Origin of the sequence: Delftia sp. ZNC0008, assembly GCF_000799035.1 — a bacterium.
GTDB lineage: Bacteria > Pseudomonadota > Gammaproteobacteria > Burkholderiales > Burkholderiaceae_C > Comamonas > Comamonas tsuruhatensis.
The window spans coordinates 1-24,144 of record NZ_JTKZ01000445.1 but is presented as its reverse complement, the minus strand read 5'-3'; the positions used below and the strand labels follow the sequence as shown (position 1 = coordinate 24,144).

27 protein-coding genes, 1 pseudogene and 1 riboswitch are annotated in these 24,144 nt (G+C 66.9%); of the genes and pseudogenes, 18 read left to right on the top strand and 10 right to left on the bottom strand.

Annotation, left to right across the window (positions count from 1 at the left end; all coding sequences use genetic code 11):
• Positions 1–256: PrpR N-terminal domain-containing protein (locus L995_RS14815; RefSeq protein WP_047472442.1), on the bottom strand; the 256-nt coding region annotated here is incomplete at its 3' end.
• 219 nt (positions 257–475) lie between these two features.
• Between L995_RS14815 and L995_RS14810 the strand changes: the two genes are divergently transcribed.
• From L995_RS14810 to L995_RS14800, 3 genes are read left to right on the top strand one after another with little or no spacing between them, the layout of a single operon-like run.
• Positions 476–1,486: a tripartite tricarboxylate transporter substrate binding protein gene (locus L995_RS14810; RefSeq protein ID WP_047472441.1), complete on the top strand. Its 1,011-nt coding sequence runs from the start codon at positions 476–478 to the stop codon at positions 1,484–1,486.
• A gap of 44 nt (positions 1,487–1,530) precedes the next feature.
• Positions 1,531–2,535 carry a Bug family tripartite tricarboxylate transporter substrate binding protein gene (locus L995_RS14805; protein ID WP_047472440.1) on the top strand — a complete coding sequence of 335 codons (1,005 nt, stop codon included), beginning with the start codon at positions 1,531–1,533 and terminating at the stop codon, positions 2,533–2,535.
• Positions 2,536–2,579: 44 nt separating this feature from the next.
• On the top strand, positions 2,580–3,440 hold the full coding sequence (locus tag L995_RS14800) for an isocitrate lyase/PEP mutase family protein (protein WP_016445909.1): 861 nt from the start codon (positions 2,580–2,582) through the stop codon (positions 3,438–3,440).
• A 17-nt stretch (positions 3,441–3,457) separates the two neighbouring features.
• On the opposite strand, the gene L995_RS14795 is transcribed toward L995_RS14800, so the two are convergent.
• Positions 3,458–4,054 carry a TetR/AcrR family transcriptional regulator gene (locus L995_RS14795; RefSeq protein WP_026062285.1) on the bottom strand — a complete coding sequence of 199 codons (597 nt, stop codon included), beginning with the start codon at positions 4,052–4,054 and terminating at the stop codon, positions 3,458–3,460.
• Between the two features lie 123 nt (positions 4,055–4,177).
• On the opposite strand from L995_RS14795, the gene L995_RS14790 reads away from it, so the two are divergent.
• Positions 4,178–5,395 carry an MFS transporter gene (locus L995_RS14790; RefSeq protein WP_047472439.1) on the top strand — a complete coding sequence of 406 codons (1,218 nt, stop codon included), beginning with the start codon at positions 4,178–4,180 and terminating at the stop codon, positions 5,393–5,395.
• A 34-nt stretch (positions 5,396–5,429) separates the two neighbouring features.
• Here the strand turns inward: L995_RS14790 and L995_RS14785 are convergent, their stop codons facing one another.
• On the bottom strand, positions 5,430–6,311 hold the full coding sequence (locus L995_RS14785; protein ID WP_047472438.1) for a LysR family transcriptional regulator: 882 nt from the start codon (positions 6,309–6,311) through the stop codon (positions 5,430–5,432).
• Between the two features lie 113 nt (positions 6,312–6,424).
• Between L995_RS14785 and L995_RS14780 the strand changes: the two genes are divergently transcribed.
• Positions 6,425–7,969 (top strand): MFS transporter, encoded by a 1,545-nt coding sequence (locus tag L995_RS14780; RefSeq protein ID WP_047472437.1) that lies wholly within the window; start codon positions 6,425–6,427, stop codon positions 7,967–7,969.
• Positions 7,970–8,072: 103 nt separating this feature from the next.
• Here L995_RS14780 and L995_RS14775 read toward each other — a convergent pair whose 3' ends face one another.
• Both L995_RS14775 and xseA read right to left on the bottom strand, forming a co-directional pair.
• A complete protein-coding gene (locus tag L995_RS14775) occupies positions 8,073–8,654 on the bottom strand; it encodes a superoxide dismutase (protein ID WP_016445904.1) in 582 nt (193 codons plus the stop codon).
• 318 nt (positions 8,655–8,972) lie between these two features.
• Complete coding sequence (xseA, locus tag L995_RS14770; protein WP_047472436.1) at positions 8,973–10,298, bottom strand: exodeoxyribonuclease VII large subunit; 1,326 nt, start codon at positions 10,296–10,298, stop codon at positions 8,973–8,975.
• Positions 10,299–10,693: 395 nt separating this feature from the next.
• Here xseA and L995_RS14765 point away from each other — a divergent pair, with 395 nt between their 5' ends.
• The 6 genes from L995_RS14765 (at position 10,694) to adk (ending at position 14,812) form a co-directional block, all read left to right on the top strand.
• Positions 10,694–11,326: a MotA/TolQ/ExbB proton channel family protein gene (locus L995_RS14765; RefSeq protein ID WP_016445902.1), complete on the top strand. Its 633-nt coding sequence runs from the start codon at positions 10,694–10,696 to the stop codon at positions 11,324–11,326.
• A 22-nt stretch (positions 11,327–11,348) separates the two neighbouring features.
• Positions 11,349–11,774 (top strand): ExbD/TolR family protein, encoded by a 426-nt coding sequence (locus tag L995_RS14760; protein ID WP_012205405.1) that lies wholly within the window; start codon positions 11,349–11,351, stop codon positions 11,772–11,774.
• Between the two features lie 13 nt (positions 11,775–11,787).
• On the top strand, positions 11,788–12,804 hold the full coding sequence (gene lpxK / locus L995_RS14755; RefSeq protein WP_047472435.1) for a tetraacyldisaccharide 4'-kinase: 1,017 nt from the start codon (positions 11,788–11,790) through the stop codon (positions 12,802–12,804).
• A 64-nt stretch (positions 12,805–12,868) separates the two neighbouring features.
• On the top strand, positions 12,869–13,051 hold the full coding sequence (locus L995_RS14750; protein ID WP_016445900.1) for a Trm112 family protein: 183 nt from the start codon (positions 12,869–12,871) through the stop codon (positions 13,049–13,051).
• Between the two features lie 53 nt (positions 13,052–13,104).
• On the top strand, positions 13,105–13,899 hold the full coding sequence (kdsB, locus tag L995_RS14745) for a 3-deoxy-manno-octulosonate cytidylyltransferase (RefSeq protein WP_047472434.1): 795 nt from the start codon (positions 13,105–13,107) through the stop codon (positions 13,897–13,899).
• 256 nt (positions 13,900–14,155) lie between these two features.
• Positions 14,156–14,812, top strand: a complete 657-nt coding sequence (adk, locus tag L995_RS14740) for an adenylate kinase (protein WP_016445898.1) — start codon at positions 14,156–14,158, stop codon at positions 14,810–14,812.
• Between the two features lie 94 nt (positions 14,813–14,906).
• On the opposite strand, the gene L995_RS14735 is transcribed toward adk, so the two are convergent.
• Entirely contained in the window at positions 14,907–15,914 is a 1,008-nt protein-coding gene (locus L995_RS14735) for an asparaginase (RefSeq protein WP_047472444.1), read from the bottom strand.
• A gap of 98 nt (positions 15,915–16,012) precedes the next feature.
• Between L995_RS14735 and lexA the strand changes: the two genes are divergently transcribed.
• Positions 16,013–16,687, top strand: coding sequence for a transcriptional repressor LexA (gene lexA, locus L995_RS14730; RefSeq protein ID WP_016445896.1), 675 nt, complete (start codon positions 16,013–16,015; stop codon positions 16,685–16,687).
• 162 nt (positions 16,688–16,849) lie between these two features.
• The gene (locus L995_RS14725) at positions 16,850–17,257 is read left to right on the top strand and encodes a hypothetical protein (protein ID WP_016445895.1); all 408 of its coding nucleotides are present in this window, start codon (positions 16,850–16,852) and stop codon (positions 17,255–17,257) included.
• A gap of 83 nt (positions 17,258–17,340) precedes the next feature.
• Here the strand turns inward: L995_RS14725 and L995_RS14720 are convergent, their stop codons facing one another.
• On the bottom strand, positions 17,341–18,522 hold the full coding sequence (locus L995_RS14720; protein WP_047472433.1) for an MFS transporter: 1,182 nt from the start codon (positions 18,520–18,522) through the stop codon (positions 17,341–17,343).
• 141 nt (positions 18,523–18,663) lie between these two features.
• On the opposite strand from L995_RS14720, the gene L995_RS14715 reads away from it, so the two are divergent.
• The 3 genes from L995_RS14715 to L995_RS14705 all read left to right on the top strand — a co-directional run bounded on the left by L995_RS14715 (position 18,664) and on the right by L995_RS14705 (position 21,161).
• Positions 18,664–19,545, top strand: a complete 882-nt coding sequence (locus L995_RS14715) for an AraC family transcriptional regulator (protein WP_047472432.1) — start codon at positions 18,664–18,666, stop codon at positions 19,543–19,545.
• Between the two features lie 157 nt (positions 19,546–19,702).
• On the top strand, positions 19,703–20,179 hold the full coding sequence (locus tag L995_RS14710) for a sigma-70 family RNA polymerase sigma factor (RefSeq protein ID WP_017405010.1): 477 nt from the start codon (positions 19,703–19,705) through the stop codon (positions 20,177–20,179).
• Between the two features lie 4 nt (positions 20,180–20,183).
• Entirely contained in the window at positions 20,184–21,161 is a 978-nt protein-coding gene (locus L995_RS14705) for a FecR domain-containing protein (RefSeq protein ID WP_047472431.1), read from the top strand.
• 57 nt (positions 21,162–21,218) lie between these two features.
• Here the strand turns inward: L995_RS14705 and L995_RS14700 are convergent, their stop codons facing one another.
• Together L995_RS14700 and crcB are read right to left on the bottom strand one after the other, a co-directional pair.
• Positions 21,219–21,770, bottom strand: a complete 552-nt coding sequence (locus tag L995_RS14700) for an AAA family ATPase (RefSeq protein ID WP_047472443.1) — start codon at positions 21,768–21,770, stop codon at positions 21,219–21,221.
• Between the two features lie 178 nt (positions 21,771–21,948).
• Positions 21,949–22,335: a fluoride efflux transporter CrcB gene (gene crcB, locus L995_RS14695; RefSeq protein ID WP_016445889.1), complete on the bottom strand. Its 387-nt coding sequence runs from the start codon at positions 22,333–22,335 to the stop codon at positions 21,949–21,951.
• Positions 22,336–22,416: 81 nt separating this feature from the next.
• A riboswitch (Fluoride riboswitch) is annotated at positions 22,417–22,480 on the bottom strand.
• A 161-nt stretch (positions 22,481–22,641) separates the two neighbouring features.
• Here crcB and L995_RS34385 point away from each other — a divergent pair.
• Both L995_RS34385 and L995_RS14690 read left to right on the top strand, forming a co-directional pair.
• Positions 22,642–22,812 (top strand): DUF4124 domain-containing protein, encoded by a 171-nt coding sequence (locus tag L995_RS34385; protein WP_331428952.1) that lies wholly within the window; start codon positions 22,642–22,644, stop codon positions 22,810–22,812.
• 58 nt (positions 22,813–22,870) lie between these two features.
• Complete coding sequence (locus L995_RS14690) at positions 22,871–23,293, top strand: DUF4124 domain-containing protein (protein ID WP_231574438.1); 423 nt, start codon at positions 22,871–22,873, stop codon at positions 23,291–23,293.
• A 547-nt stretch (positions 23,294–23,840) separates the two neighbouring features.
• Here the strand turns inward: L995_RS14690 and L995_RS14685 are convergent.
• A pseudogene (locus L995_RS14685) lies at positions 23,841–24,144 on the bottom strand (DUF159 family protein); the annotation flags it as partial.

The window sequence follows — 24,144 nt, the reverse complement described above, 5'->3', positions numbered from 1 at the left end:
CCGCGTCGGGGATATCGACCCGCTCGCGCACCCAGGCGCCGCTGGCCCCTGCGGCCACCAGGGCGTCTATGGGCTCGACCGCCTGCAGCGCACGCACGGCCTGCACGGCATCGTCAAAGGCCGCGCTGACATGCTCCACGCGCACCTGGTCGCCCACGGCCAGCGACATGCGCTCCAGCACGCGGCCGATGCGGTGGCGGCCCACGGTGACGACGCGCGGCCAGGCTGCGCGGGGGCCGGCAGGGGTTGCATGCATGGAAGGCACAACTGATTCATTCATGCAACCGATTATTTCATTCATGCAACACCGCACCGGGCGAATCGGTGAATGCCTGCAGAGCAGGCTTTTCAACAATCACAAAACCCATTCACATCAACAACTTGCGAAATCAAGGGTTTACCCTTTGATCCGGTGGCATGCCACTTGCAAACAGGCCAGGCGTTTCAATCATTTCAAGCATTTCCAGGAGACCCCATGAACCAGCCATCCCGCCTGCCCCGCCGCACCGCCCTGGCCACCCTGCTTGCCGCCGCGCTGCCGCTGGCCGGCGTGACCTGCTCCGTCGCTGCACGGGCTGCCAGCGCCGCCGATGCCTGGCCCACCCGCCCCATTCGCCTGGTGGTGCCGTTCTCGGCCGGCGGCGCCAATGACCTGATGGCACGCTCGGCTGCCGAAGGCGCGTCCAGGATCCTGGGCCAGCCCGTGGTGGTCGACAACCGCGCGGGTGCGGGAGGCACGGTGGGCGCCGACATCGTGGCCAAGGCCCAGCCCGACGGCTACACCCTGCTGGTGAGCGCGGCTGGCGTGATCTCCAACAGCATGATCAAGAAGACCATGCCGTTCAAGGACGATGCGCTGGTGCCGGTGGCCATGATCGGCCTGGCGCCGTCCGTGATCGTGGTTCCCAAGAACGCGCCCTACCAGAACCTGCGCGATTTCGTCGAGGCATCGAAGAAGGGCCAGGGCTTCAATTTCGCCACGGCCGGCACAGGCAGTACGCCGCATTTCGTGGCAGAGATGCTGAACGTGAAGTACGGCGCCCAGCTGCAGCCCGTGCCCTACAAGAGCGGGGCGGAGAGCACGACGGCCGTGCTGGGCGGGCAGGTGGAGGGCACGTCGGAGGCCAGCATCATCGCCCTGCCCCACATCCTCAACGAAGGAAAGTTCAAGGCCCTGGCCACCACCTGGACGCAGCGCATCTCGGCCTATCCGCAGCTGTCCACCGCCGTGGAGCAGGGCTTTGCCGAGCTGCAGATCGCGCACTGGGCCGGCATCCATGCGCCCAAGGGGACGCCGCCCGCCATCCTGGACAAGCTGGCCGCCGCCGTGGACAAGGCCATGAAGGAGCCGGCCACGGTGGAAAAGCTCAAGGGCCTGGGCATCGAGCCCATCGGTGGCACGCGCGCCGAGTTCGTGAAATTCACCGATGCCGAACGCAAGCGCCTGGGCGAGATCGTCAAGGCCGCGAACATGCAGGAAAAGTGAACCGCTTGCGCCATCACCACCGATCCCAACCGAGACAAGACACCATGAATACCCGCCGCAACACCCTCCGCCTGGGCATGGGCCTGGCCCTCAGCGCCATCGCCACCGCTGCCGCCCTGCTCGCCGCCCCCGCCGTGGCCCAGGGCGCAGATGCCTGGCCCTCGCGCCCCATCAAGCTCATCGTGCCCTATGCGGCCGGCGGCTTTGCCGATACACGGGCCCGCAAGATCGCCGACAAGATAGGCCAGAGCCTGGGCCAGCCCATCGTGATCGACAACCGCGGCGGCGCGGGCGGCGTGACGGGCACGGATGCCATCGCCAAGGCCACGGACGGCCATACCTTCGGTTTCGGCTCGCCGGGTCCGCTGGTGACCAATCCCATGCTGATGAAAAAGCTGCCCTACAACGCCGCACGCGACCTGCAGCCCATCATCCTGATCGAAGAGGCGCCGCTGATCCTGACCACGGCGCCCAACCAGCCGTTCAAGACCGTGGCCGAACTGGTCGCGGCAGCCAAGGCCAAGCCCGGCACGCTGACCTATGGATCGTCGGGCGTGGGCGGTGCCCACCACCTGTCGGGCGAGCTGCTGGCCTTCCAGACGCGCACGGAAATGGTCCATGTGCCCTACAAGGGCGGCGCGCTGGCGGCCACCGACCTGATGGGCGGCCACCTGGCCTTCATGTTCGAGATGGGCTATGCGGCCCTGCCCGCCATCCAGGGCGACAAGGTCAAGGCGCTGGCCGTGTCCAGCAAGCAGCGACTGAAGGTGCTGCCCGGCGTGCCCACGCTGGATGAGGCGGGCATCAAGGGCTTCGAGTCATACAACTGGCTGGGCATGATCGCGCCGGCCAGCACGCCGCCGGCCGTGATCGAGCGCCTGAACAAGGCCGTGAACGAGGCCCTCAAGGACGCGGAGGTGCGCGCCATGATCGAGAACACGGGCGGCATGGTCATGGGCGGCACACCCCAGGCCTACGGCAATTTCATCGAGGCCGAACGCGCCAAGTGGGGCCCGGTGATCAAGAACGCCAACATCACGCTGGACTGAGCGCCAGCCCGCGCATCGCTTTTTCCCATCCGACAGAACCCTCCATGAACACCAAGCAACAACTCAAGGCCCTGGCCGAAGCGCGCCGCGGCGTGCTCGTGCCCGGCGCATTCAACGCACTGTCCGCGCGCGTCGTGGCCGATCTCGGCTTCGAGGCCATCTATGTGACCGGCGCAGGCGTGACCAATATGTGGTTCGGCCTGCCCGACCAGGCCTTCATGGGCCTGACCGACATCGCCGACCACACGGCCCGCATCCGCGACGCCGTGGATCTGCCGCTGATCGTCGATGCCGACACCGGCTTCGGCAACGCGCTCAACACCTACCATGCGGTGCGCACGCTGGAGCGCGCGGGCGCCGACTGCATCCAGATCGAGGACCAGATCAGCCCCAAGCGCTGCGGCCATTTCAATGGCAAGGAAGTGATTTCCACCGAGGAAATGCTGGGCAAGATCAAGGCCGCCGTGGACGCGCGCCGCGACCAGGGCACGCTGATCATGGCGCGCACCGATGCCTGCGCCACGCAGGGCTTCGAGGCTGCCGTCGAGCGCGCCCAGCGCTTTGCCGAGGCGGGAGCCGACATCCTCTTCGTGGAGGCCGTGACCCAGGCCGAAGAAATCCGCGCCCTGCCCCAGCGGCTGTCCACGCCGCAGCTGATGAACATGGTGATCGGAGGCAAGACGCCCATCACCGACGCGGGCGAGCTGGCAGACCTGGGCTATGGCTTGGTGCTGTATGCCAATGCCGCGCTGCAAGGCGCCGTGGCCGGCATGCAAAAGGCGCTGGGCCAACTGCGCAACGAGCGCAGGGTGGACGAGAACCCCGCCGTGGTCGCCCCCTTTGCCGAGCGCCAGCGCCTGGTCAACAAGCCGTTCTGGGATGCGCTGGAAAAGAAGTACGAGTGAAGCACGAGCGAGGGCGCTCAGCCCCTCGCAGGCGCCTTCCACCCCTTGAGCGTCAGCTCCAGCGCCTGCAGCGCCTGCTGCAGGCGTTCGGGGGGCGCCCCTTCCTCGGCAATCCAGAATGCCGACTCCACCAGGCAGCCATTGAGCAGGCGCGACATGGCCAGCGGATTGGCCCGCACGATCACGCCGCGCTCCATGAGCTGCTCCAGGTAGCCGGCCACGAAGGCGATGCAGGCACGGTGCTGCTCGCCCTGGTCCGTGCCCGTCAGCACGGCGCGCGCATCCTGCAGCACGATGCGGCGTATCTCGCCCTCCTGCGCCATGGCCAGGTAGGCACGGCAGTAGGCAAGGAACCCCTCCCAGGGATCTGCATGGTCGGCCAGCACCTGCTCCAGGCGCGCGTCCATTTCGGCATCCATCTGCGCCACCACGGCGGCCAGCAGGCCCGGCTTGCCGCCGAAATGGTGGTACAGCGCGCCGCGCGTCAGGCCGGCCTTGGCCGTCAGTTCGTCCATGGAGGCCTGGGCATAGCCCTGGCTGCCAAAGGCCTCGCGCGCAGCCTCGATGAGCTTGGCGCGTGTCTCCTCGATCATGCTGGCCCGGCTTTTGCGCATGGCGCACTCCATTCACATACAAAACGTATGCCAATGATACGGCGCGCCATGGGCAACCCGTAGAATCGCTGACATACGCCGCGTATGTGATTGCAGCGGCCTGTCCGTTTTTCCGAGGTTTCCATGTTCCACGCCTACCGCCAGCTGTTCACCCGGCCCGGCACGGCCGCCTTTGTGCTGGCCGGTCTCCTGGCCCGCCTGCCCCTGTCGATGACGGGCATCGGCCTGATCACCATGCTGTCCCAGCAGCGCGGCGCCTACACGCTGGCCGGCGCGGTCGCGGCCTGCTTTGCGCTGTCCATTGCGGTGCTGGCGCCCCGCATCTCGGCCCTGGTGGACCGCCATGGCCAGCGCAAGGTGCTGCCCTGGGCAGCAGCCGTGAGTGCTGCCGCCATGTTTGCGCTGCTGGCCTGCGCGCATTGGCAGGGGCCGGATTGGCTGCTGCTGGTGCTGGCAGCGCTGGTGGGCGCCCTGCCCAGCATGCCGGCCATGGTGCGTGCGCGCTGGACCGTGCTGCTGCGCGGCACGCCCCAGCTGCAGACGGCCTATGCGCTGGAGGCCGTGCTGGACGATGTCTGCTTCATCGTCGGCCCGCCGCTGTCGGTCGGCCTGAGCATGGTGCTGTTCCCCGAGGCCGGGCCGCTGGCCGCCTCCTTGCTGCTGCTGGTGGGCGTGGCGCTGTTCGTGGCCCAGCGCCGTACAGAGCCACCCGTGGACACATCGCAGCGGCGCACGCGCCAGCAGTCGCTGGCCCGCCATCCCGTGGTACGCACGCTGGCGCTGTTCATGCTGGCCCAGGGCATCATCGTGGGCACCATCGACGTGGCCAGCGTGGCCTTTGCCACGCAGCAGGGCCAGCCGGCGGCGGCCAGCATCGTGCTGTCGTTCTATGCGCTGGGCTCCTGCGTGATGGGACTGGTGTTCGGCACGCTGCGCCTGAAGGCGCCGCTGCACCGCCAGATCGCCTGGGTGGGCGCCTCGGTCTGCATCACGGCCGTGCCCCTGCTGCTGGCCACCAATGTGTTCACGCTGACCCTGGCCGTGCTGCTGGCCGGCATTACCTTCGGCCCGACCATCACCGTGGCCATGGGCCTGGTGGAGCAGCAGGTGCCGCCCCAGCGCCTGACGGAGGGCATGACCTGGCTGCTGACCGGCATTGCCATGGGCGTGGCCCTGGGCGCGGCCGCCGCCGGCTGGGCCACCGACCTGTGGGGCGCGCGCATCTCCTTCGTGGTGGCGCTGCTGGCCGGTGCTGTCATGTGGGCCCTGGGCGTGCTGGCCGCACGCCAGGCACGAGCAGAGAGCCCGCCTGCCGAAGACGCAGCCGCTGCCTGCACCTGAACACGGCCCCAACGCCCGCGCCAGCCCAGACCGCTCAGGCCGCGGCCATCAAGGCCAGCAGCTCGGCCAGGCGCTGGCGCATCCACAGCGCCTCGACCCCGGGCGCCAGCCCTTCCAGCCAGAGCATGCGCACGGTCAGCGGCGGCAGCGCCAGCCCCTCGCAGGCGCGTTGCCGCAGATGCGGGCGCAGATCGCCGAACTCGGCAATATTGACCGGCAGGATGGCCCAGCCCAGGCCGTCGGCCACCATGTCGGCAATCACATAGAAGCTGTTGGAGCGCCAGACGGCGGGACTGAGCACGGTGTCCTCCACGCCCTCGATGTGCATCAGCAACTGGCGGTGCGCGGCCAGCTGCCTGCGCGTCAAGGGCTCTGCGCCATCGAGCACATGGCCCTTGGCCACGCAAATGGTCTGCGGCACGCTGCCGATATGGCGCTGGGCACAGGTGGCCGGCGCAGGCGCTCGGTCGAACTGGAAGGCGACCTGTGCACGCTGCGCCGCCACATGCTCGGCCACTTCGGAGGCCGTGCCGTTCAGCACGGTCAGTTCCATGGCCGGAAAGCGTGCCGCCAGCTCCTTGAACAGCTGGGCCAGCGGCACATAGGGCAATGCCTCGTCCAGCGCAACGGCCAGGCGCGCCTGCCCGCCTGCGGCCAGGGCGCGTGCGCGGTGGTCCATGGCCTGGGCCTGGTGCAGCAGGGACCGGGCCTCCAGCAGCATGACCTCGCCTGCGGCCGTGAGCCGCACATGGCGTCCCACACGGTCGAACAGCTCCAGCCCCAGATCGGCCTCCAGCAGGCCGATGGCCGTGCTCACGGCCGATTGCGCACGGCCCAGGCGGCGCGCAGCCTCGGTCATGGTGCCGGCCTCGGCCACCGCCACGAAATGCCTCAGTCTGTCCAGTGTCCATTCCATCCATCAATTTTATGGATTGAATCAAACTTTGATAAATCATTTTATTGATGGAAACTGCGGCTTTCATCCAAAGGAAGCTCCGGCCCACAAGGCCAGGGGCAAACAGGTGCTTTATGGCGTTCACGACGCAAACCCGGGTCCCCGCTGCGGGGCATCCCTCCAAATCTCTGGCGGCCGACCCGCGCCGCTGGCTGGTGCTGGCCATCGTCTCGGTGGCGCTGCTGCTCATCGTCATCGACATGACGGTGCTCTACACGGCACTGCCGCGCCTCACGCATGACCTGGCGGCCACGGCCTCCGCCAAGCTGTGGATCGTCAATATCTATGCCCTGGTGGTTTCCGGCCTGCTGCTGGGCATGGGCACGCTGGGCGACAGGCTCGGCCACAAGCGGCTGTTCATGGCCGGGCTGTGCGTGTTCGGCCTGGCATCGCTGTGCGCGGCCTTTGCGCTCTCGCCCACCCTGCTGATTGCGGCGCGCGCGCTGCTGGGCGTGGGCGCGGCCATGATGATGCCGGCCACGCTGTCCCTGATCCGCCTGAGCTTTGCCGATGAGCGCGAGCGCGCGCTGGCCATCGGCATCTGGGCCTCGGTGGCATCGGGCGGTGCGGCCTTCGGCCCCGTGGTGGGCGGGCTGCTGCTGGAGTATTTCTGGTGGGGCTCGGTGTTCCTGATCAACGTGCCCATCGTGCTGCTGGCCCTGCCCCTGGCCTGGTGGCTGATTCCCGCAGGCGGCGCCACCTCGCAGCGGCCCTGGGACTTTGTGGGCTCGCTGCAGGTCATGGCAGGCCTGGTGGCAAGCACCTACGCGATCAAGGAGGCTGGCAAGCAATCGCCCGACTGGGCCCTGGCCGCCGTGGCCCTGGTGCTGGGCCTGGGATTTCTTGCCCTGTTCGTGCGGCGCCAGCGGCGCAGCAGCGACCCGCTGCTGGACTTCGCCCTGTTCCGCAACCCGGCCTTTGCCACGGCCGTGGCCTCGGCCCTGGTGGCTGCGGCAGCGCTGATCGGCATGGAACTGGTCTTCAGCCAGCGCCTGCAGTTGGTGCAGGGCCTGTCTCCGCTGCAGGCGGGCCTGGCCGTGCTGCCGCTGCCGCTGGCCGCCTTTGTTGCCGGCCCCGTCGCAGGCCACTGGCTGCCGCGACTGGGTGGGGCCCGCATGCTGCCGGCCTCCCTGTTGCTGTCGGGCCTGGGCATGGGCGGCTACCTGCTGGTCCATGACATGGGCTGGTGGCCGCAGGCGGGGGCGCTGGCCCTGCTGGGCCTGGGCATAGGCGCGGCCATGACCACGGCGTCGAGCACCATCATGCAAAGCGCTCCCGCAGACCGTGCAGGCATGGCGGCTTCGGTCGAGGAGGTGTCATACGAGCTGGGCGGCGCCCTGGGCGTGACGCTGATGGGCAGCCTGCTGTCGGCCGTGTACGCAGGCTCTTTGCGCCTGCCTGAGGGGCTGGGCCTGGCCCTGCCCGATTCCGTGCGCGACAGCCTGGACGAAGCCCTGCTGGCCGCCGAACAGCTGAGGCCTCAGGCCGCGCACCAGTTGACCGAACTGGCACGCACGGCCTTCGGCCAGGGTTTCAGCGCCGTGATCGCCGGCGCCACGCTGCTGCTGGTGTGCACGGCGCTGTGGACGGGGTGGCGGCTGCGCGGTCAGCGCCGCTGAACGTCGGCACCCCGGCTTCAGCCAGAAAGCCAAAAAGCCCCTTTCGGGGCTTTTTGGGCGCTGCGTGCACGTTGCGCGTGCACATTGCTGGCAGGTGCTTCGATCAGGCGAAGTTCTGCTCGGCAAACTTCCAGTTCACCAGCTTGTCGAGGAAGGTCTCGACGAACTTGGGACGCAGGTTGCGGTAGTCGATGTAGTAGGCGTGCTCCCAGACGTCCACGGTCAGCAGGGCCTTGTCTTGCGTGGTCAGGGGCGTGCCGGCGGCGCCGGTGTTGACGATGTCCACCGAGCCATCGGCCTTCTTCACCAGCCAGGTCCAGCCGGAGCCGAAGTTGCCCACGGCCGACTTCACGAAGGCTTCCTTGAAGGCGGCATAGCTGCCCCACTTCTTGTTGATGGCGTCAGCCAGGGCACCGGTGGGCTCGCCGCCACCGTTGGGGGCCATGCAGTTCCAGAAGAAGGTGTGGTTCCAGATCTGGGCTGCGTTGTTGTAGATGCCGCCGGAAGACTTCTTGACGATCTCTTCCAGGGTCATGCTTTCGAATTCGGTGCCCTTTTGCAGGTTGTTCAGGTTCACCACATAGGCGTTGTGGTGCTTGCCATGGTGGTACTCCAGCGTTTCCTGGCTGTAGTGGGGTGCCAGCGCGTCAATCGCATAGGGCAGAGGGGGCAAGGTATGTTCCATGGTGTTTCCTTCGTGGTTGAAATCTTTTAGGACGGGCCAGCACCTGTTGCGCAGAGCGCCTGCAGCGCCTGCCGTGACCGTCGCGCGGGGCCTGCACTGCGCGCATTGCTGCGAGCCCTGGCCCTCACGCACCCGAACGGGCATTGTAGGAACAAGTTCGTGACCCTGCGGCGAAAGCGCGCTCCAAATCGGCCATCTTGGCCCGCTGCCGCGAGGGTGGATGTGAATTGACCGCAATCCGGCCAATCGGCCTACACGGATACCGCCTGCCGCCCGCCACTCCCTGCACGCCGAACGCTGCACACAGCGGGCCGCAGTTCAGAGCAGGCGCGGCTGCGTCACCACCAGGTCCAGACTGCCGTCCGCCAGTTGCGCCTGCAGCGCCGTGCCCGGTGGCGCACGGCGCGCCTCGGTCACGGGATGGCCCTCGGCATCGGTGAGCAGGGCATAGCCGCGCTGCAGCACCAGGCGCGGGTCCAGCAGTTGCAGGCGAAGCTCCATGCGCGCCAGGTGGTCCGCGCGCCTGTCCAGGCCGCGGCGCATGCCCGCAGGCAGCTGCGCCTGCAGGCCCTGCCCCGCATGGTCCATGCGCTGCAGCCTCAACTGCATGGCATGGCGCAGGCGCTGCGCCTGGCGGCTGAGCTGCAGCCGGCTGCGCGCCAGCTGTTCGCTGGGCCGGCCCAGGCGCTGCGACGCCAGGTCAAGGCGCTGCTGCTGGCGGTCCAGCAGCCGTTGCACCCCGTCCTCCAGCCGGCCCTGCATGAGCTGCAGCGCACCCAGCCAGACGTCGCGCGGTTGGCTCACCAACTCTGCCGCCGCCGTGGGCGTGGGCGCGCGCAGGTCGGCGCAGAAGTCGGCAATGGTGAAGTCGGTCTCGTGCCCCACGCCGCTGATCAGCGGCACCGGGCTTTGCACGATGGTGCGGGCCAGGCGCTCGTCATTGAAGGCCCAGAGGTCTTCGATGGAGCCGCCGCCGCGCACCAGCAAGATGGTGTCGATGTGCGGCGCGCCGGCCACCGATCCCGCGCCTTCCTGCGCCAGCCCATAAAGCCTTTGCAGCGCGTCGATCAGCGATGCCGGTGCCTGCGCGCCCTGCACCAGGGCCGGCACCAGCACCACGGGGATGTGGGGCACGCGGCGGCGCAGCGCGGTGATCACGTCGTGCAGCGCGGCAGCCCCCGGCGAAGTCACCACGCCAATGCCGCGCGGCAGCGGCGGCAGGCTGCGCTTGCGCGTCGCATCGAAGAGGCCTTCGGCCTCCAGCTGCGCCTTCAGCCGCAGGAACTGCTCGAACAGTGCGCCCTGGCCTGCACGCTGCATGCTTTCGACGACCAGTTGCAGATCACCGCGCTGCTCGTAGACACCCAGCCGGCCCCGCAACTCGACCAGCTCGCCATCGCGCGGCGAAAAGTCCATGAGCTGGGCCGCGCGCCGGAACATGGCGCAGCGGATCTGCCCGCCGGCGTCCTTGATGCTGAAGTAGCAATGGCCGCTGGCCGCGCGCGAGAAGCCGCTGATCTCGCCGCGCACCGCCACCGGATTGAAGCGCGCCTGCAAGGCATCGCTCACGGCGCGGCACAGCGCGCCGACTTCCCAGACCAGCGGCGCCGCTGCTGGATTCATTGCGCCAAATGCACCGCTCATGCGGGCTCCCGGTCAGCATGCAGTGCAACATTCTCCACAGGCCGGCAGATGCGGCCTTGAAGAGGCACTTTGGCGATGATTTGCACAAGCAATCTCAAGAACACCTCGCAAGCATTTGATTAATAATAGATTTTTTACTGAAACAAAGAATTCACATTTGTCACAGTGGTCATTCGCCGTCGCCGCCGCATCTGCGCAGGCAGCTTGATAACAAAGTTATCCACAGAAAATTGTGCTATATGAGCAAGCCCGAGGCCAGAAACCGGGACACCGCCCGTTGCCTGGATGCTGCGCCCGGTCACAGTTTTAGGCCGATCGCGCAGCCGGGACGCCTGGACCGGCCACATGGCTGGGCCATAATCGTCGGCTGCAGTTAAACGCGGGGGGAAAACAACTTGCTGTCGATCATACAAGCCGCAGGCTGGCCGATCTGGCCACTGATTGCCTGCTCCATCCTGGCTCTGGCCCTGGTCTTTGAACGCTTCGTGGCGCTGAAAACAGCCCGTGTTGCGCCGCCTGCCCTGTTGGGCGAGGCGATTTCCGTGTCCTCGCGCGGCCTGCCCAGTCAGGAAGTCGTGCAGCAACTGGCACAGAACTCCACGCTGGGCGAGGTCCTGGCCAGCGGGCTGCGCGCACTGCAGGCCCATCCGGACAGCAGCGAGGAAGAGCTGCGCGCGTCAATGGAAGGCGCCGGCCGCGCCGCCGCCCACACGCTGGAAAAGCACCTGAGCGCACTGGCCACCATCGCCTCTGCCGCCCCTTTGCTGGGCCTGCTGGGCACGGTGATCGGCATGATCGAGATCTTCGGCTCGCAAGGCGGCGCATCGGCCACCGGCGGCAGCAACCCCGCCCAGCTGGCGGCCGGCATCTCCATCGCCCTGTACAACACGGCCTTCGGCCTGATCGTCGCCATTCCGGCCCTGATCTTCTGGCGCTACTTCCGCGCCCGCGTCGACGGCTACCTGCTGGGCATGGAGCTGGCTTCCGAACAGTTCGTGCGCCACCTCACCCGCGTCGGCGGCAAGTGAACCAGCACGCGAGAGACCTGACATGAACTTCCGTCCCCGCCGCCGTGACGAGCCCGAGATCAACCTGATCCCGTTCATCGACGTGCTGCTGGTGGTGCTGATCTTTCTGATGCTGTCCACCACCTACAGCAAGTTCACCGAGCTGCAGCTGACCCTTCCGGTGGCCGACGTCGAGCAGCAGCGCGACCGGCCCCGCGAAATCATCGTCGCCATCGCAGCCGATGGCCGCTATGCCATCAACAAGACCGCCGTGGAAGACCGCAGCGTCACCGGCCTGACCCAGGCGCTGGCCGCAGCGGCCGTCGCCGGCAAGGACAGCGTGGTCATCATCAGCGCCGATGCCACTGCGCCGCACCAGTCCGTGGTATCGGTGATGGAAGCCTCGCGCCGCGCCGGACTGTCCCAGATCACCTTCGCCACGCAGACCTCGGCCAGCGCCGGGCGCTGAAGGCAAGGCCGCCATGCCCCGGACTGGTCCTGCCCCCGCAGCCCGGGGGCTTCGCGCGGCCTGGCGCCGCCGCGGTCCGCTGGCCTGCGCGCTCCTTCCCCTGTCCCTGCTGTACCGTGCCCTGCTGGCCCTGCATCGGCTGCCATATGCACTGGGCTTCAGGCGTGGGGGCCAGGCCGGCATTCCGGTCATCGTCGTCGGCAACGTGATTGCGGGCGGCGCCGGAAAGACCCCCGTCACGCTCGCCCTGGCCCGCCATCTGCGCGATGGCGGCTGGAGTCCCGGCATCGTCTCGCGCGGCTATGGTCGCAGCACGGACGACTGCCGCGAGGCCCGTCCTGACAGCGCCCCCGCCGACGTGGGTGACGAGCCCGCGCTGCTGGCGCGTGCCAGCGGCGTGCCGGTCTTCGTGGCCCGCAAGCGCATCGAGGCCGTCCAGGCCCTGCGCGCCCGCCACCCGCAGGTGGATGTGGTCATCAGCGACGACGGCCTGCAGCACCTGGCCCTGGCCCGCGACATCGAGCTGTGCGTCTTCAATGACGACGGCATCGGCAACGGCTGGCTGCTGCCGGCCGGCCCGCTGCGCGAGCCCTGGCCGCGCCCCGTCACCGCCGTGCTGCATGCAGGCGCAGCCCCCGACACCGACGCCCCCGCGTTTGCCATGCAGCGCCAGCTGTCCAGCGAAGCCGTCAATGCCCAAGGCGAGCGCATCGCACTGTCCTCCCTGCGTGCGCAGCCCGTGGAGGCCGTGGCGGCAGTGGCCCGGCCCGAAGGCTTTTTCTCCATGCTGACCCGCGAGCAAGGCCTGACGCTGGAGCATGTCCAGGCGCTGCCGGATCACTATAATTTTGAGAGCTTCCAGCGCCTGGGGCGCAACGAAGACCCGCTGGTCTGCACCGAAAAAGATGCCGTCAAGCTGTGGCGCACCCATCCCCAGGCCTGGGCGGTTGCGCTGCAATTGCAGCTGCCGGCGGATTTCTGGGCGCTGCTAGATGAGCGGCTGCAGGCACTGCGCCCCTGCCCCGCCTGACTATCATCTCCGTCTCGGCTGGCTGCCACGGCCCGCCCTTTCCCTTCAAAACACAGGATCCGCCATGGACGCCAAACTTCTCGAACTGCTGGTCTGCCCCGTCACCAAAGGCCCGCTGCGCTTTGACCGCGAGCACCAGGAACTGGTCTCGCGCAGCGCGCGCCTGGCCTACCCGGTGCGCGACGGCATTCCCGTGCTGCTGGAAACCGAGGCCCGCACGCTGGACGACGACGAGATCGAGGACTGATTTTTCCCATCATCTGCGCCGCCCCACGCCTTCGCCTCACTCCTGCACGCACCATGTCCTCCGCGCCCTTCACGGTTCTGATTCCCGCCCGCCTGTCTTCCAGCCGCCTGCCGGGCAAGCCCCTGGCCGACATTGCAGGGCTTCCCATGGTCGTGCGCGTGGCACAGCGCGCCAGCCGCAGCGGCGCCGCACGGTGCGTGGTCGCAGCTGATGACGAAAGCATCCTCGCCGCCTGTACCGCGCATGGCGTGGCGGCCGTGCTCACGCGCAACGACCATGCCAGCGGCAGCGACCGACTGGCCGAGGCCTGCGCGCTGCTGGATCTCGATGGCGATGACATCGTGGTCAATGTCCAGGGCGACGAGCCGCTGATCGCCCCCGAACTCATCGACGCCGTGGCCGCCCTGCTGCCCCGGCAACCTTCGGCCAGCATGGGAACGGTGGCGCATGCCATTGACAGCCTTGCCGACTTCGTCAACCCGAACGTGGTCAAGGTCGTCTGCGATGCCCAGGGCATGGCCCACTATTTCAGCCGTGCGCCCATTCCCTTCGCGCGCGAGCATGCGGACCAGGCATGGTGGGAGACGGCATCGGCAGCGTTGGGCCACCCCGGCTTCGCACCGCTGCGCCACATCGGCATCTACAGCTATCGCGCTGGCTTCCTGCGCAGCTTCCCCCAGCTTTCCCAGGCACCCACCGAGGCACTGGAGGCCCTGGAGCAGTTGCGTGCGCTGTGGCACGGCCACCGCATCGCCGTCCATGTCACACCCCATGCACCCGGCCCTGGCGTGGACACGCGCGAGGATCTGGAGCGGGTGCGCGCCCAGCTGTCCAACCCGCCGGCGTGAATCGGCCGGCCGCTGAAAACGCACAAATGGCGATGCCGGGCATCGCCATTTGCAGCAACACCGCCCATGCGGTTTTGTCGGACAGCAAAACGCAGGTTTTGGCGATTGCACAGGCGACAGTTTTGCCCCGTGCGTGTAAGCCAGTGTTGGCCCTGTGCGTGCTATCCTTGCCCGCGACAAAAATATGACGCATGGACTGTCCGCCCCGGTGGGCCGATCCGGCAGACAAGAATTTCTACTCTCCTCAAGGACTTCCATGAAACTGATTTTGTTGGGCGCACCCGGCGCCGGCAAAGGCACGCAAGCCGCTTTCATCTGCCAGAAGTACGGCATTCCCCAGATCTCCACCGGTGACATGCTGCGTGCCGCCGTCAAGGCCGGCACGCCCCTGGGCCAGCAGGCCAAGGCCGTGATGGACGCCGGCCAACTGGTCAGCGACGACCTGATCATCAATTTGGTCAAGGAGCGCATTGCCCAGCCCGATTGCGCCAACGGTTTCCTGTTCGACGGATTTCCCCGCACCATTCCCCAGGCCGACGCCATGAAGGCCGCCGGCGTGAAGCTGGACTACGTGCTCGAGATCGATGTGCCCTTCGATGCCATCATTGAGCGCATGAGCGGCCGCCGCTCCCACCCCGCTTCGGGCCGCACCTACCACGTCACGTTCAACCCGCCCAAGGTCGAAGGCCTGGACGACGTGACCGGCGAGCCGCTGGTGCAGCGCGAGGACGACAAGGAAGAAACGGTCAAGAAGCGCCTGGACGTCTACAGCAGCCAGACCCGCCCGCTGGTGGACTACTACCGCGCCTGGGCCGAGAAGGAAGCCGCAGCAGCCCCCAAGTACCGCGCCATCAGCGGCCTGGGCTCGGTGGAAGACATCACCCAGCGCGCCCTCGCAGCACTGGCTGAATGACGCAGGCCATGCGCCAGACCCCAGAAAAGCACCCGCCCGCCGGGTGCTTTTTTGTTGCCCGCCTGCATCTGAAGCGCCGGCGACGCCCGGAGGATCAGTCGCGCGGCTGCGCGGCCAGCGCCAGCATCATGGCAATCCGCGCCTTGGCCACGGGCAGTTGGACCAGATCGGCCTCTGCGGGGTCCGTGCCAAGCCCCGAGGCAACGGGCAGGCCTTCGGCGCAGCGCGTGCCCCGCCAGATCCAGACGCCTTTGTCGCGCGCACGCAGCAAGGCCGCTTCCATGCTTTCGTGAACGGTCGCATTGCCCGTGCCGGCCACCACGATGCCGCGCACGCCTGCGGCCACCAGCGCATCCACGCCGCAGGCACGCGCCAGGGCACTGCTGAACACCACCTCGACCCAGGGCAGCTCATCCAGCGCCAGCAGGTCAGACAGAGCGGGAGCGGAAGTCACCATCCGCGCAACGGGGGCAACCGGCGTGACCGGCGTGACCGGCGTGACCGGCGCATCATGCACCAGCCAGCGCACGCGCCCTTCCTCCACCAGGGCCTGCGGGCCACCTTCCATGGAGCGCATGGCCTGCAGTCGGTAAGGGTGGACTTTTTGCACCTGGGCCGCCGCATGTACTTCGCCGCCGGCCACCACCCACACACCGCTGCGCCCGCCGCTGGCGGCCACGGTCACGGCATCGCGCAGATTCTGCGGTCCGTCGGCCAGCAGGGCCGTGGCCGGGCGCATGGCGCAAGTGAGCACTATGGGCTTGGCGGCAGGCAGCAGGCTGTGCAGCAGCCAGGCCGTCTCTTCCAGCGTGTCCGTTCCATGCGTGATCACCACGGCGCGTGTGTCCGCATCCTCCAGCGCCTGCGTGCAGGCACGCAGCAACGCGCGCCACACGGGCCAGTCCATATCCTTGCTGTCCACCTGCGCGATCTGCTGCGTCTGCACAGGCCCCAGCGCCTGCTGCTCCAGATCCGGCACGGCATCGAGCAGCGACTGCACCGTGATCTGTCCGGCCTTGTATCCCACTGCCTGCGACTGCGAATCCGCCCGGCCGGCGATGGTGCCGCCCGTGCCAAGAATCACCAACTTTGACTGCCCCACTTGCACCTCTTGGAAAACTGGTTAAAAATACAGATACTGTATAAATCATCAGATGACTTCTCTGCCTGCCATCTGAATTCAAGGACCGGACGCACGCCATGCTCGACCATCCCAAGCTCACCGCCCGCCAGCAACAGATCCTGGACCTGATCCAGGCCGCCATCTCCCGCACGGGCGCGCCCCCCACCCGCGCGGAAATCGCCAACACGCTGGGCTTCAAGTCCGCCAACGCAGCAGAGGAACATCTGCAGGCCCTGGCCCGCAAAGGCGTGATCGAACTGGTCAGCGGCACCTCCCGCGGCATTCGCCTGCGTACCGACACCGTGCGCAACATCAATGCCGCACGCGGCACCAGCTTCGGGCTGCCGCTGTCGGCCCTGGCGCCGCTGATGCTGCCGCTGGTGGGCCGCGTTGCGGCGGGCTCGCCCATTCTCGCCCAGGAACATATCGACCAGACCTATTCCGTCGAACCCAGCCTGTTCCAGGTCCGCCCGGACTATCTGCTGCGCGTGCGCGGCATGTCCATGCGCGACGCGGGCATCATGGACGGCGATCTGCTGGCCGTGCAGTCCGCGCATGAAGCCCGCAACGGGCAGATCGTCGTGGCACGCCTGGGAGATGAAGTCACCGTCAAGCGCCTGCGCCGCACCACGCAGGGCGTGGAGCTCCTGCCGGAAAACCCCGATTACCCGGTGATCCGCGTCGCTCCCGAAGAGGCCTTTGCCATTGAAGGCCTGGCCGTGGGGCTGATCCGCAACAGCATGTCCATGTAAGCCGGACGGGCAGCCCTGCACGGGTTGCCCCCCCCTATTTCATGCACCGCCCAGGTGGTAGGCGCGAAGCCTTGCAGCTTCGCCCTGGGCGGAGCTTTGCCCGCAAACCGCAATCCTGCCTGTGTCCATGCCTCTTTGAAATACGCCAACAGGAGTCGTCACATGGGATTCGCTCTGCCAACACTGTCTTCTCTGTCCTTCCTGCGCCTGGCACAGGGCATTCGCCTGCCCGCCGCCGCCATGGAGCCCGCCATGCGCACCATCCAGCCCGAATCGCCTGTGCAATCCGAGCAGGCGACCATCCTGTCCTTCAGCAAGGCCCGCCGCCGCAGCCAGCAACGGCGCAGCAAGTCAGCACGGCTGCCAGAACACAGGGATGCGCAGCTGCTGCTGCCCCTGCAACCCGAACTGCCCTCCCTTCCGGCAGATCAGGCCCTGCCTTCGGGTCTGCGCATCATCCAGCGCTCGCCGCAGGAGCAGCCCGAATGCCTGTTCATCTCGGGCCGCATGGCCGATGTCTGTGCCGCCCTGGAACGCATGGAAGCGCACGGCGCGCAGACACCGGCCTGAGGTCGCCCTGAGACCAACCCGTCCACCCGGTCTGCGAGAGCCCGGGCCTGTCTCTTGCCTTGCCCAGCGGCAGGGGCTGCGCATCAGGCCCTGACAGCCGCCGGTGCAGCACTCCCCTCGCTGCGCCGATTGCGCATGCACCACGCCTGCGCCGCGGCAACGCACAGAATGCACAGCACGACGCTCAACGAAAAACGCAGTCCGCGCGCATCGGACAGCATGCCGAACAACGGCGCCACCATGCCGCCTATCGACATGGCCAGCCCCAGGGTCAGCCCGCTGGCCGTGGCCTGGTTGCGCGGCAGATAGTCCTGGGCCAGCGTGACCTGGGCGGCAAACGGAAGAAACATGCACACGCCCAGGGCCATGGTGCAGGCCAGCGCCATCCATGGCGTGGAGGCCAGGGCCAGGGCCGCCAGAGCAGGCAATGCCAGCAGGTAGCCGGCGCGGATGGCCTGCATGCGCCCCCGGCGATCTGCAAGCGTGCCCCCCAGCAAAGTGCCCACCGCCGCAGCGGCTGTGAATGAGGTCAGCGTGGCCGCTCCCATGAAGTCCGAGCCGCCCAGCTCGCGCGTCACGAACATGGGCAGGGTGGACAGCACCGTCACATAGGGAATCGACCAGCAGACGATGACCCCGCACAGCAGGAAGAAGGCGCGCCAGTGGTTGGCCGGCAATTCGCCCTGAGCCACGGCCGGGCGCCGGGTGGCGCAATGGTCCTTGGCTCCATCCCGCCAGGTACAGGCATACCAGAGCACCAGCATGGCCGCTGCAGGCAGGGCCAGCATCCAGCTGCGGTGCAAGGCGCCTGCGCCCACCACGGCCGCAGCCAGCATGGGAGCGAACGATGCCCCCGCCGTTCCGCCCACCGAAAATACGCTCATCGCCTTCTGCGAGCTGCCGCCCGCCATGCGGGCCGCCACCGTTGCGGACGGATGGTAGGCCGCGATCCCCAGGCCGCACAGCACGGCAGCCAACCAGCTGACCCAGTAGTCCGGGCTCATGCCCACCAGGGCCAGGCCCAGGGCGGCCACCACAAAGCCGGCCGGCACCATCCAGGGCCGTGGCGACCGGTCGGCATACAGGCCGAACAGCGGCTGGACCATGCTCGACAGGCCCGTGGCCGCCAGCATCAGGCCGCTGGCTTCCGTATAGCTGTAGCCGCGCTCCAGCACCATGAAGGGCAACAGCGCAGGAACCAGTCCCTGGTAGAGGTCGTTGATGGCATGCGTGCCCGTAAGCAGCCCCAGACGTGCGCGGTTCATGCCCTGCCTCCTGTCACGTCCGTCATTCTCGAAAGGGAAATCATCTCCATACCTGCCACTTTCCTGCGGATTGAAAGTGGGTCATCGTAGAAAGTGCATGATCTGCATTCCTGCTACGAAGCAACAACAATCGTCGAGAAAATGACAACCCGGCAAAGTGGCCCACTTTCCCATGCCCGCACCCGCGCCTGCCTGGATGACGTGCCTGCGGCCGCTCCATTGCCCCCGCACGGCGAGCACACGGCCCGCCCGGTCGTGGCCTTTGCCACAGACATGGCGGCCGGCGCGGCCATCGCACCGCATGCCCACCGCCGCGGCCAGCTGCTGCATGCCACCGAGGGAGTGATGCTGATCCGCGCGGATTCGGGCAGTTGGGTCGTCCCCCCGGGATGCGCCGTCTGGGTTCCACCACAGGCCCTGCACGCCATCCACATGGCCGCCGGCCCCGTGGCCATGCGCACCGTGTTCGTGGAGCCGGGGCTGCGGCCCGGCCTGTGGCAAGACTGCCGAGTGATGCAGGTCACGCCCCTGCTGCGCGAACTCGTGCTGGAGGCCATCGAGCTGCCCATGGACTACCCGCTGGGCGGCAGGGAGGAGCGTGTCATGCAGTTGATCCTCGACGAAATGGAGCGCGCCCGCGCCCTGTCCTTGCACGTGCCCATGCCCCGGCATGGCGCCCTGGCCGCCTGCTGCCGCAGCTTTGTGGACGACCCATCGCAGGACGCCGGCCTGGCCAGTTGGGCACAGCGGCTGCACATGCATCCCCGCACGCTGGCACGCCTGTTCCTGCGCGAGACCGGCATGAACTTCGGCGCATGGTGCCGCCAGGCCCGTCTTCTGCTCAGCCTGCCCCGGCTGGCCGCTGGCGCCTCGGTCCTGGAAGTGGCGCTCTCCCATGGATACGACAGTCCCAGCGCCTTCACTGCCGTCTTCCGGCGCAGCTTTGGCGCTCCGCCCAGCGCCTACCAGCGCAATCGCCCGGCGCAGGGCCGGCGTGGAAGTTCCGCCAGCATCTCCCTGTAGCGCACATGCAACAGAAAGATACCCAGTCCTCAGGAGTAAAGCTCGCGTGAAAGATAATTGATAAGCATTCTTATTATCTTTTGCAACCGAAACCGACACGTTGCCCACCTCGGCTTCTACGCCCGGCCTCCCCGCTTCTTTCGCACAAGCCCTCTCCGTGCACAGCCTCTACCAGAATCACCATCCCTGGCTGGAAAGCCTGCTGCGCAAGCGCCTGGGCAACCGTGACGATGCGGCCGACCTGGCCCAGGACACCTTCGTGCGCCTGCTGCGCTCGCCAGTGCCGCAGCAGGACATCCGCGAGCCCAGGCGCTACCTGGCCACCATCGCCCGCGGCCTGGTCACCGACTTGTTTCGCCGCCGCACGCTGGAGCAGTCCTATCTGGACTATCTTGCCCAGCTGCCGCAGTCGCTGGCGCCTTCGCCCGAGGAGCAGGCCATCGTCCAGCAGACCCTGCTCGACGTGGACCGCATGCTCCAGGGCCTTGCACCCAAGGTGCGCGAAGCCTTCGTCCTGTCCCATTTCGAGGAACTGAGCTACCCCGAGATCGCCGAGCGCCTGGGCGTGTCGCTGCGCACCGTCAGCAACTACCTGACCCGGGCGATGGAGCATTGCTGCCTGGTCCTGGCATAGCCACATGGGCGAGGGATCTTTGGAAAGCAACGACCGACGGGCCTTGCATGAGGCCGCTGCCTGGCACGTGAAACTGCGCGGCACCGCGGTGACGCCAAGCCTGCAGCAGGCATGGACGGACTGGCACGAGGCCGACCCCGCCCACCAGCGCGCCTGGCTGCGCGTGCAATCCGTCACCGCACAGCTGTCGCATCTGCCCGCACCCTTGGCGCGCCAGGCGCTGGGCCGCCGCTCCGACCCCAATCGCCGTTCTGCGGTGCGTGCTGTGGCCCTTGGCCTGGGCAGCGGTGCCACGGCCTGGCTCGCCTGGAAAGGCGCGCCGCTCGAGCACTGGCAGGCAGCTCATCGCACCGCCACTGGCGAGCGCCGCGACCTGACGCTGCCCGACGGCTCCCTGGTGGCCCTGGATACAGCCACCTCCGTGGACGTGGCTTTCGACGACCGCCAGCGCCTGCTGCGCCTTTACCGCGGCCGCATCCTCGTCGCCACCGGGCCAGACGCACTGGGCCGCCCCTTCAGTGTGCAAACCCTGCAAGGCCATGTACTGGCCCTGGGAACGCGCTTCACGGTCCATGTCGCGGACGACGGCCTGTGCCATGTCAACGTGCAGGAAAAGACCGTGCGCCTGCAGCCCCTGGACAGCGAAGCCACCTCCACCGAGCTGCAGGCCGGGCAACACGCCGCCTTCTCGGCCAGCGCCGCCCAGCCACCCGCGTCTGCCGATCCCTTTGCCGCCAGCTGGCACGAAGGCGGACTGATCGCGCTGGACATGCCGCTGGGCCAGCTGATCGACGCCCTCGCCCGCTACCGGCCCGGCTACCTGGGCTGCACGCCCGAGGTGGCAGGCCTGCGTGTCTCGGGCGCCTTTCCCGTGGACGACACCGATCGCGCCCTGGCCGCGCTCGTCAGCCGCTTCCCCTTGCAGTTGAGCACCCGTACACGCTATTGGGTGCAAGTGCAGGCACGGTCTGGCGGGGATTGAGTAGGCGATCGAGGAGGCGTTCCAGTGGGCGAGCCGGCGGCCGCACGGCCTTTGTGGTCAGGCCCGCACATACGGGTGATGCACCACGTCGAAGCCCTCCTGTGCGCAAGGCGCGACAAAGTAGCCGGTGATCAGGTCGAACTGCTCATCGCTGGCCTGAAAGGGATGATCCCCCGCCGCATTGCGCGCACGCAGGCGCTGCTTGCAGACCTCATCGGGCACATCCAGGAAATGCAGGCGGTGGGAGGCACCCACCCTCTCGAACACGCTGCGCGCCCAACCTCTGCCTTCCAGCGTGTTGGCAGGAAAGTCCAGCACCACTGAAACGCCGGCATCCAGCAGCGCCTGCACATGTGCCCCCATCAATCCCTTGAGCCGCGCGCTGCAGCGCACATAGTCGGCCACCGACTGCATCTCGCCAGGATACAAACCGGCCAGCCAGGAATCCTCGCTGACCAGCACCGTGCCGGGCTGCGCCGCCAGTTGCCGTGCCAGCGTCGACTTGCCCGAGCCGATCTTGCCGCAGACCATGTGCAGCGTGGCCGGCCGCGCAGTACGGGAATCGGCCTGGGCGTCGTCCGCATGGCGGGACGGTTCGAGAACCTGCATATCCATCTCCTGAAAGGCTTGTGAAAACCCTGGAGGCGGAATGAAAAAACCCGCCTCTTCTGGGCGGGTTGCATGGCGCTGAAGGCCTCTGGCTAACCCACCATCCAATGGATGGTGCGAATAATCTGCGATGCGTTCAGGCGGGCCATGGCGCACAGCATAGCGCAATCAGGGCGCCTCAATGGGCCACCATCCGAACCAGCCCTAGCCCCGCAAACAGCGCGGCAACGCCCAGCACCAGCGAACCCAGCGCATACAGCACGGAAGCGAGCCAGTCGCCGCGCTCGTACAGCATGCCGATCTCCAGTGCGTAGGTCGAAAACGTGGTGAAGCCGCCCAGAATGCCCGTGGTGATGAACAGCCTCGCACTCTGCGGCAGCGAAGTCTTGAGCGCAAACCACTCCACCACCACCCCCATCACGAAAGCGCCCAGCACATTGATCGCCAAGGTGCCCAGTGGATAGGCACTGCCCACCAGCCGCAGTGCAAGCAGGTTCGAACCATGCCGGAGCGCGGAGCCGAGGCCGCCGCCCACGAACACCAAAATGAAACCGTAGATACCCATGACCGTCCTTTCATCAAACAACCGGGACGGGCGCGCCGGGCAGGATCAAGACACGGCCCTGCCACCGGCAGGACACGCCCCACCAAGGCAGGAGCCATCAGCCCCTTGCAGGGCGGTTTCGGGAAGCTCCATTCCCATCGTGCAGCCATTGCTGCGGTGGTCGAGTTTACTCCGGGCAAGCGAGCACAGGCAGCCATCCCGTGGCGGCAATACCGACCCTGCATCCCTTGCAGCGGCCTATTGGAATAACTTAACCTCAACCGATTCACCGTACCGGGATACCATCACTCCCATTCATTCACCGAGATGCATATGCGCCTATTGACTCTGACAATCGTTGCGACATTTCTGGCTTTACCTGCCGCCGCCCAGGTCTATCAATGCAAGGATGTTTCTGGAAAACTGATTTTTTCAGACAGCCCCTGCAGCAGCGACCAATCCGGCGCACTGATACAGCGCAAAAAAATCGGACGATGAAATCTACCGCGAACGGGCCGAGGCCGCAGAGGCCAATGAGCGAAAGCAGCAGCGCCAGATGAACGAAATGCAGCAGCGCCAGATCGAGAGCCAGCAGCGCGTCATCGAACAGCAGGCCCGCAAGGCGAATGCTCCTGCACCGGAGCAGCTCGGCGCATCCTCCCAGTGCAAGGAGGCGCGCAAGGAGCTGGAATTCGTATCCAGCATTCGCACCCTTTCCCTGGATGAAAAACGGATACGCACCAATGCAGCAATCACCAGCGTCAATGCTGCATGCGGCTCCAATACGCCGCTGATGCAGGAACCACCGAAGCCGGTTTTCACACCGCGGGCGGCCCAGCCTGTTCCTCTATCCAGTTGCAAGGGTGCACTTTGCTACGACAGCAATGGCGGAATCTACAACCGCAACGGCCAATTCATCAGTGACAGTCAAGGGCGGAGCTGCCGAATACTGGGTGGAACCATGATTGAGTGCGACTGAGCGCGGTCCATCATACTCTCGGCCTTCACCGGCTTCGCCGGCAGATGGCAACCCCCAAGTCCCGTCCGACACAGGGTCCGCAAGGCGTTGCAGGGTGTAATTCGCTGATACAGCTGCGCGGGCGACAGAGCGTGCCAGTGATCGGCTTCACCTGCCAGGGCTTGCTGGCATCTGCGCGGCTTGTGTAACCACGGCTGCGCGATCTGGCGCGGGCCGAAGCCTTCAGCCTCAAGCCCGGGGCTGCTTGAACGACAATGTGACCGTCGGGCCTCGGGGCCCTGGCTGCGCAAGCGTCACACAATAGTCAGGCAGGCCGGTTCAGGTAGGCGTTGATGATGCCCAGGGCAAAGCGCAAAAGCGGATCAGAACATTTGCCGACAACCTCTTGCGCGGCAACCCAGAGATAAATCAAAGGCTTATGAGAGATTCACAGGCAATGAACATCATCATTCTTGAAGAATCCTTCTCCCTCTGATTGTCAGGATATTCTCCAAAAGCTACACCAGAACCTACACCGTATTCGGCGGGAAGCGGGTTCTGCTTCTGCTTATTCCTCAGCCTTTAGAGCGAGCAGTTGCTCAGCCGGCAGAAGCGCCTCCTCCTCCGGCTTTTCCGCTCCGCTCTGAAGTACGCCAAGCGGCGGCAGCTTGATCAGCGCGTCGGCCTGGGCGGCCGTGCCGTGCAGCCAGGCATCCCAGTCGCCAGGCTCCAGCATCACGACCCCGCGCTTTTCTTTTCCCGGCCGGTGCATCAGCGAGAGCACTGGGTGCCCGTCAGCAGGCTGCGTGATCATCGTGTAGTTCGGCACGACCTCGCCAGTCGCCGGTTCCACCCACTCCGAATACAGGCCG

Coding starts and splice junctions, on each gene's coding strand:
- xseA (WP_047472436.1), bottom strand. CDS start 10,298: ATGAGCGGTGCATTTGGCGCAATGAATCCAGCAGCGGCGCCGCTGGTC.
- L995_RS14795 (WP_026062285.1), bottom strand. CDS start 4,054: ATGCGCAAAAGCCGGGCCAGCATGATCGAGGAGACACGCGCCAAGCTC.
- L995_RS14785 (WP_047472438.1), bottom strand. CDS start 6,311: ATGGAATGGACACTGGACAGACTGAGGCATTTCGTGGCGGTGGCCGAG.
- L995_RS14700 (WP_047472443.1), bottom strand. CDS start 21,770: ATGCAGGTTCTCGAACCGTCCCGCCATGCGGACGACGCCCAGGCCGAT.
- L995_RS14805 (WP_047472440.1), top strand. CDS start 1,531: ATGAATACCCGCCGCAACACCCTCCGCCTGGGCATGGGCCTGGCCCTC.
- L995_RS14715 (WP_047472432.1), top strand. CDS start 18,664: ATGACAACCCGGCAAAGTGGCCCACTTTCCCATGCCCGCACCCGCGCC.
- L995_RS14725 (WP_016445895.1), top strand. CDS start 16,850: ATGGGATTCGCTCTGCCAACACTGTCTTCTCTGTCCTTCCTGCGCCTG.
- L995_RS14810 (WP_047472441.1), top strand. CDS start 476: ATGAACCAGCCATCCCGCCTGCCCCGCCGCACCGCCCTGGCCACCCTG.
- L995_RS14690 (WP_231574438.1), top strand. CDS start 22,871: ATGAACGAAATGCAGCAGCGCCAGATCGAGAGCCAGCAGCGCGTCATC.
- lpxK (WP_047472435.1), top strand. CDS start 11,788: ATGCCCCGGACTGGTCCTGCCCCCGCAGCCCGGGGGCTTCGCGCGGCC.
- kdsB (WP_047472434.1), top strand. CDS start 13,105: ATGTCCTCCGCGCCCTTCACGGTTCTGATTCCCGCCCGCCTGTCTTCC.
- L995_RS14760 (WP_012205405.1), top strand. CDS start 11,349: ATGAACTTCCGTCCCCGCCGCCGTGACGAGCCCGAGATCAACCTGATC.
- L995_RS14775 (WP_016445904.1), bottom strand. CDS start 8,654: ATGGAACATACCTTGCCCCCTCTGCCCTATGCGATTGACGCGCTGGCA.
- crcB (WP_016445889.1), bottom strand. CDS start 22,335: ATGGGTATCTACGGTTTCATTTTGGTGTTCGTGGGCGGCGGCCTCGGC.
- adk (WP_016445898.1), top strand. CDS start 14,156: ATGAAACTGATTTTGTTGGGCGCACCCGGCGCCGGCAAAGGCACGCAA.
- L995_RS34385 (WP_331428952.1), top strand. CDS start 22,642: ATGCATATGCGCCTATTGACTCTGACAATCGTTGCGACATTTCTGGCT.
- L995_RS14750 (WP_016445900.1), top strand. CDS start 12,869: ATGGACGCCAAACTTCTCGAACTGCTGGTCTGCCCCGTCACCAAAGGC.
- L995_RS14705 (WP_047472431.1), top strand. CDS start 20,184: ATGGGCGAGGGATCTTTGGAAAGCAACGACCGACGGGCCTTGCATGAG.
- L995_RS14790 (WP_047472439.1), top strand. CDS start 4,178: ATGTTCCACGCCTACCGCCAGCTGTTCACCCGGCCCGGCACGGCCGCC.
- lexA (WP_016445896.1), top strand. CDS start 16,013: ATGCTCGACCATCCCAAGCTCACCGCCCGCCAGCAACAGATCCTGGAC.
- L995_RS14720 (WP_047472433.1), bottom strand. CDS start 18,522: ATGAACCGCGCACGTCTGGGGCTGCTTACGGGCACGCATGCCATCAAC.
- L995_RS14800 (WP_016445909.1), top strand. CDS start 2,580: ATGAACACCAAGCAACAACTCAAGGCCCTGGCCGAAGCGCGCCGCGGC.
- L995_RS14780 (WP_047472437.1), top strand. CDS start 6,425: ATGGCGTTCACGACGCAAACCCGGGTCCCCGCTGCGGGGCATCCCTCC.